The 6642-nt window shown below is 66.5% G+C and carries 5 protein-coding genes; 4 read left to right on the forward strand and 1 reads right to left on the reverse strand.

The features are described 5' to 3' along the window. Positions 1-3 precede the first annotated feature (3 nt). From prfA to P8X75_09825, 3 genes are all read left to right on the forward strand, one after another. Positions 4-1104: a peptide chain release factor 1 gene (prfA, locus tag P8X75_09815; protein MEJ1995490.1), complete on the forward strand. Its 1101-nt coding sequence runs from the start codon at positions 4-6 to the stop codon at positions 1102-1104. A gap of 19 nt (positions 1105-1123) precedes the next feature. Continuing rightward, entirely contained in the window at positions 1124-1966 is an 843-nt protein-coding gene (gene prmC, locus P8X75_09820) for a peptide chain release factor N(5)-glutamine methyltransferase (GenBank protein ID MEJ1995491.1), read from the forward strand. Between the two features lie 210 nt (positions 1967-2176). Continuing rightward, positions 2177-2917, forward strand: coding sequence for a DUF4167 domain-containing protein (locus P8X75_09825; protein ID MEJ1995492.1), 741 nt, complete (start codon positions 2177-2179; stop codon positions 2915-2917). A 15-nt stretch (positions 2918-2932) separates the two neighbouring features. Here P8X75_09825 and P8X75_09830 read toward each other — a convergent pair whose 3' ends face one another. After that, the gene (locus P8X75_09830) at positions 2933-3691 is read right to left on the reverse strand and encodes an MOSC domain-containing protein (protein ID MEJ1995493.1); all 759 of its coding nucleotides are present in this window, start codon (positions 3689-3691) and stop codon (positions 2933-2935) included. Between the two features lie 229 nt (positions 3692-3920). On the opposite strand from P8X75_09830, the gene clpB reads away from it, so the two are divergent. Beyond that, on the forward strand, positions 3921-6515 hold the full coding sequence (gene clpB, locus P8X75_09835) for an ATP-dependent chaperone ClpB (GenBank protein MEJ1995494.1): 2595 nt from the start codon (positions 3921-3923) through the stop codon (positions 6513-6515). Positions 6516-6642 lie beyond the last annotated feature (127 nt).

Genomic DNA, 6642 nt, shown 5'->3' on the forward strand with positions numbered 1-6642 from the left:
GGGGTGAGCCTGGAACAGTCACTCGACCGGGTCGAGGCCCGCTACCAGGACCTGCAGTCCATGGTGGCCGAGCATCCCAAGCCGGGGTCGCCGGAGTATACCGAGCTGGCGCGTGAGCTGGCCGAACTGGAGCCTGTCATCGCGCGCGTCGCGGACTGGCGCGCCGCCCGCGCCGAGTTTCAGGACCTGGAGACGATGATGGAAGACGCCTCCAGCGACGCGGAGATGCGCGAGCTGGCCCGCGAGGAGTACTACGCCCTGAAGGAGCGGCTGCCCGAGTTGGAGCGGGAGGTGAAGCTGCTCCTGATCCCCAAGGACGCCGACGACGAGCGCAACGCCATTCTGGAAATCCGCGCCGGCACCGGCGGCGACGAGGCGGCGCTCTTCGCGGGCGATCTCTTCCGCATGTATCAGCGCTACGCCGAGCTTCAGGGTTGGCGTTTCGAGGTGATCGACGTCTCCGAGACGCCGCTGGGCGGCATTAAGGAGGCAAGCGCCTCCATCGCCGGGCGCGGCGTCTTCGCGCGCCTCAAGTTCGAATCGGGCGTGCACCGGGTCCAGCGCGTGCCGGAAACCGAGTCGGGCGGGCGTATCCACACCTCGGCGGCCACGGTCGCCGTCCTGCCGGAGGTGGAGGAGGTGGACATCCAGGTCGCGGACAACGACCTCAGGATCGACGTCTACCGCTCCAGCGGGCCCGGCGGGCAGTCGGTCAACACCACCGACAGCGCCGTGCGAATCACACACATCCCGACCGGTCTCGTGGTGATCTGCCAGGACGAGAAAAGCCAGCACAAGAACAAGGCGAAGGCCATGAAGGTGCTGCGCGCGCGGCTCTACGAGGCTGAGCGGGAAGCGCGCGACGCCGAACGCGCCGCCGACCGCCGGACCCAGATCGGCAGCGGCGACCGCTCGGAGCGGGTGCGCACCTACAACTTCCCGCAGAACCGCCTGACCGACCACCGGATCAACCTGACGCTCTACAAGCTCGACCGCATCGTGGCGGGCGACGGGCTGGATGAGGTGATCGACGCCTTGATCGCAGAGGATCAGGCGGCGCGTCTGGCCGCCGTTGAGGAATCCGGTGCCCAGGAAAGAGCCTGAAGCGGCCAAGCCACAAAGCGTGAAGCGCTTCCTGGACAGCGCCGCGGCAGAGCTGGCGGCGCTGGGCGTGGAATCCGCCCGCCGGGAGGCGCGCCTTCTGCTGGCCGAGGCCTTGGGGGAGAGCGAGAGCGCGATCTTCGCCCGACCTGAGCGTCCGCTCAGTGAGGCGGAGGCCGCGCGGGCCGGCGGCCTGCTTGCGCGCCGTCTTGGCGGCGAGCCGCTCTCACGCATTCGGGGCCGCAGGGAGTTCTGGAGTCTCAGCTTCAGGATAGGGCCAGCCACGCTCGATCCCCGGCCCGACAGCGAGACCCTGGTGGAAGCCGTTCTGGAGGCTCTTCCCGACCGGGAGGCGCCGCTCCGCCTTCTCGACTTCGGAACCGGCAGCGGTTGCTTGCTGCTGGCGCTGCTCTCCGAACTGCCAAGGGCCGAGGGGCTGGGGATCGACCTCGACGCCGCCGCGGTCGAAATCGCCTCGGCGAACGCGCAAGACCTGGGCCTTGCCGGGCGGGCGCGTTTTCAGGTCGGGGACTGGGGCCGGGGCCTGTCGGGCAGCTTCGATGTGGTGCTGTCCAACCCCCCCTATATCGAGACGGCGGACTTGGAGCAGCTGGAGGAGGCCGTCCGGCAGCACGACCCGCGGTTGGCCTTGGATGGCGGAGAGGACGGATTGGCCGCCTACCGCGCCCTGCTGCCTGACGCCCGCCGTCTGCTGGCGCCGGGCGGTCTGCTGGCGCTGGAGATCGGCTGGACCCAGGCGCAAGCGCTAAAGGACGCGCTAGGCGAAATGGACTTTGCGGCGCCCTGTCTCAAGCGCGATCTCGCGGGCCGGGACCGCTGCCTGCTCGCCCGCGCCACGCCTTGATCGAAGGTTTGGAAAAAAGGCTTGGAAAGTGCTCTCCCGCCCACTACTGTAGCGACTGTCAGAGCCCAGTGGGCTCCGCGCCTTGAAGGGGATATCAAGGCGCCTTGCGTTCCCCAAAGAGACGAGCATCAGCCCCGGCCGCAGGCCTGGGTCGTTTGCTCAGCGGGCGCAAGCGGCGTTTAACGTGTTTCAAAAACAGAAAAAGTGTCCATGAGACAAGGTTCCAATGCCCGGAGGCCGCGTGGCCGTCCGCATCGTCGCCAGAATGGCGGGATCAACAAGAATGCGAACTTCGATAGCAACGGCCCGGAGGGCCGGGTGCGCGGCAACGCGCATCAAGTCTATGAGAAGTACATAAACCTCGCCCGCGACGCGACCTCCGCTGGAGACCGTATCCTGGCCGAGTCCTTCTATCAGTTCGCAGAGCATTACTATCGCATCGTCAACGACTCGATGGATCCGAACAGCGGGCAGCCGCGCCGTCAGGACGGCGAGGACTCCCAGCAGAAGGACGGCGGCCAGCACGCGCAGTCGAACGACGAGGATCGCGACGACGGCGACAATGATCGGGATCGGGACCGGGATCGGGACCAGGACCAGGACCGCGATAGGGATCGCGACCGGGACGCTCAGGCACAGGGCGGCGGACGCCCGCGCCGTGGCCGCATGAACGGCCGCCCGCGCAATCAGAACGACGGCGAGCAGCAAGCCCGCAGCGGCTCCAGCGACGATCAGGACGACCGGGGCAACCGTGATGCTGCTGGCGAGCCCTCCGCGGACAACGGCGACAGCGATGGCAAGAGCAACGGCAACAGGGAATTGCCGGGCCTGGGCGAGCAGCCCAGCCTCGCCGATGCGATCGATCAGAATGACAAGGAGGCGGAGAAGCCGCGCCGCCGCGGCCGTCCGCGCAAGAACCAGGACCAGGACGGCGGGCCCGTTTCCGCCTAACGGCCGGAAAGGCCTCTAGTCCAGAATTTCGAGGGGGTCTCCTGCTTTCAGGAGGCCCCCTTTTTCTATCCGCGCGTAGACGCCCATCTCCATGTGGGCAAAGCCGCGCGCCAGAGATTTCAGCACCGGAAGATCGCGCAGGCCCTTTTCGGGATGGACCTCCGTCGCCGCGCAGCGCTCGATCGGCTCGGCCACGCTCATCTCCACCTCGCCGATGCGCAGGCGCTTTCCGACCCAGTTGCGCTCGACCCAGGGCAGCGGTCCTTCGAGCAGAAGGTTGCCCCGGAAGCGGCGCGGGTCCGCGACCTGTCCCAGAACCCGCTCAAGGTCCTTCAGCGACGCCAGGTTGATCAGCGAGACAAAGGGCTCCTCGACGTCCGTGAAGGCGCCCCCGGCGGATTCCACCAGGCGCGGCGACACGCCGGCACCGCCAAGAAAGGCGCCCAGGAACTGGTCGATCAGCATGCGGCCCAGCGGCTCGGTCGCCTTGCCGCGCGCCACCTGCCGCCCGTCGCGCATCAGCGTCAGCGTGCCGTCCTCGGCATCGTAGCTGGCATCCAGGGTCGCCAGCTTCTCGTCGCTCATCAGATTGAAGAAACTGCGTTTGGAAGCCCAGGCCGTCACCCCCGGCTCGACCGAACCGCCGCCCTTGACGATGGCGAAGCGGCGGTCTTCCGGCAGGCGCTTGCCGGGCTCCAGGGGGACCGACTGAAGTTGCTCCCCGCTCAAGGACTTAACGGGGTAGCGCCAGATCTCCTTCAGCATTCCGGTCATGGCTCCGGCCTCTTCCTTTTCTTTGTCGCGGCTGCGCCCTCAATCAGCAATGCCCGCGTGGCTGGCCACAGTCAAGCATGGGCTTAACCTGCATCTTGCAGGGCGATTGTCCGCCTCCCATATGTAATTTCGAGAAAAGGCAATGCCTCTTCGGATCGCACAAAAAGCGTGGGTCAAAACGGTTGCGGGGCGCCAAACGGGCACGCAGGCCGTACATGGAGGAAGATAGATGAACTTTGAAAACTACACCGAGCGTTCGCGCGGTTTCGTTCAGTCTGCGCAATCGCTGGCCCTTCGCGAGGGCCACCAGCAACTCTCCCCCCTGCACCTTCTGAAGGTGCTGTTGGACGACAAGGAAGGTCTTGCGGCCAACCTCATCAAGAAGTCCGGGGGCGATCCCCAGAAAGCGCTGATCTCCGCAGAAGGAGAACTCGCCAAGCTGCCGCGCGTGGAAGGCGGCGGCGCGGGTCAGGTCTACATGGCACCGGAATTGGCGCGTGTCTTGCAGCAGGCCGAGCAGCTTGCCGAGAAGGCCGGTGATTCCTACGTCACGGCCGAGCGGATTCTGATGGCTCTCGCCACCCCCGCTGCGGGCAAGGCGGGCGAAATCCTGAAGGCCGCGAGCGTGACGGCGCAGGCGCTGAACGAGGCGGTCGAGGAACTGCGGCGCGGCCGCACGGCCCAGTCGGCGAACGCCGAGGAAGGCTACGACGCCCTCAAGAAGTACGCCCGCGACCTGACCGCCGTGGCGCGCGAGGGCAAGCTGGACCCGGTGATCGGCCGCGACGAGGAGATCCGGCGGACCATCCAGGTGCTGTCCCGCCGCACCAAGAACAATCCCGTCCTGATCGGTGAGCCCGGCGTCGGCAAGACCGCCATCGTCGAAGGCCTCGCGCTGCGCATCGTCGCCGGCGACGTGCCGGAGACCTTGAAGCAGAAATCCCTGCTCTCTCTCGACCTGGGCGCCCTGGTCGCGGGCGCGAAGTTCCGCGGCGAGTTCGAGGAACGCCTCAAGGCCGTGCTGCAGGAGATCGCGGCGGCGGAAGGCGAGGTCATCGTCTTCATCGACGAGCTCCACACCCTGGTGGGCGCGGGCAAGGCGGAGGGGGCGATGGACGCCTCCAACATGCTGAAGCCGGCGCTGGCGCGCGGCGACCTGCACTGCGTCGGCGCGACCACGCTGGACGAATACCGCCAGCACATCGAGAAGGACGCGGCGCTGGCGCGGCGCTTCCAGCCCGTCTTCGTCGACGAGCCGAGCGTGGAGGAGACCATCTCCATCCTGCGCGGCCTGAAGGAGAAGTATGAGCTGCACCACGGGGTGCGCATCACCGATGCGGCCATCGTCGCCTCGGCGACCCTCTCCAACCGCTACATCACGGATCGCTTCCTGCCCGACAAGGCCATCGACCTGATGGACGAGGCGGCCAGCCGCCTGCGCATGGAAGTCGACTCCAAGCCGGAGGCCATCGACGAACTCGACCGCCGGCTAATCCAGCTGAAGATCGAGCAGGCGGCGCTCAAGAAGGAATCCGACGCCGCCTCGAAGGAGCGCCTTGGCAAGCTGGAGAAGGAAATCGCCGAGCTCGACCAGCAGTCCGCCGAACTGACCAGCAAGTGGCAGGCGGAAAAGGACAAGCTGGGCGTCCAGCAGAAGGCCAAGGAGCAGTTGGATCAAGCCCGTGCGGAACTGGAGATCGTGCAGCGCGAAGGCAAGCTGGACCGGGCGTCGGAGCTGAAGTACGGCGTGATCCCGGACCTGGAACGCCAGCTCGCCGAAGCCGCCGAAGAGGGCGGGGAGCATATGCTGAACGAGGAGGTGACCGATCAGGATATCGCCTCCATCGTCTCCCGCTGGACCGGCATTCCCGTCGACAAGATGCTGGAGGGCGAACGCGAGAAGCTCCTCGCCATGGAGACCGAGATCGCTCGCCGCGTGGTCGGCCAGGAAGAGGCCGTGAAGGCCGTGTCCACCGCCGTGCGCCGCAGCCGCGCCGGGCTGCAAGATCCGAACCGGCCGCTCGGCTCGTTCATGTTCTTGGGGCCCACCGGCGTCGGCAAGACGGAGCTTAGCCGCGCGCTCGCCGAATTCCTGTTCGACGACGAGCACGCGATCCTGCGTATCGACATGTCCGAATATATGGAGAAGCATGCGGTGGCCCGCCTAATCGGCGCGCCTCCCGGCTATGTGGGCTATGAGGAAGGCGGCGCGCTCACCGAAGCCGTCCGCCGGCGCCCGTACCAGGTCATCCTGTTCGACGAGATCGAGAAGGCGCACCCGGATGTGTTCAACGTCCTCCTGCAGGTCCTGGACGACGGGCGCCTCACGGACGGGCAGGGACGCACGGTCGATTTCCGCAACACGCTGATCATCATGACCTCCAATCTCGGCTCCGAGTATCTGGTCAACCAGGCGGAGGGCGAGGATTCGGACGCGGTCGAAGCCCAGGTCATGGAGGTGGTGCGCGCGCACTTCCGGCCCGAGTTCCTGAATCGCGTCGACGAGATCATCCTGTTCCATCGCCTGCGCCGCGAGCACATGGCCAACATCGTCGACATCCAGATGCAGCGCCTGCAGAAGCTGCTGGCCGATCGCAAGATCACGCTGAACCTCGACGAGACGGCCAAGACCTGGCTCGGCAACAAGGGCTACGACCCCGCCTATGGCGCGCGGCCCTTGAAGCGCGTGATCCAGAAATACGTGCAAGACCCAATGGCCGAGATGATCCTTGAAGGCAAGGTCCATGACGGCGAAACAGTCGAGGTCTCCGTCCGCGACGGCGAACTGACCTTCAACGGCGCGACCGCCAAGGAAGCGGCTTAGGGCAGCTTCGCTGCTCTTGTTTGGTTGCGGAATGGCCGGGGCTCGCCCCGGCCATTCCTGTTAGAGGGCATCTGTCGCATGCCGCCCCTCCTTGCCAACCCATGTTAAACTTCTCCTCGTCTCTCGA

Origin of the sequence: Limibacillus sp. (assembly GCA_037379885.1) — a bacterium.
In the GTDB taxonomy this organism is placed as follows: domain Bacteria; phylum Pseudomonadota; class Alphaproteobacteria; order Kiloniellales; family CECT-8803; genus JARRJC01.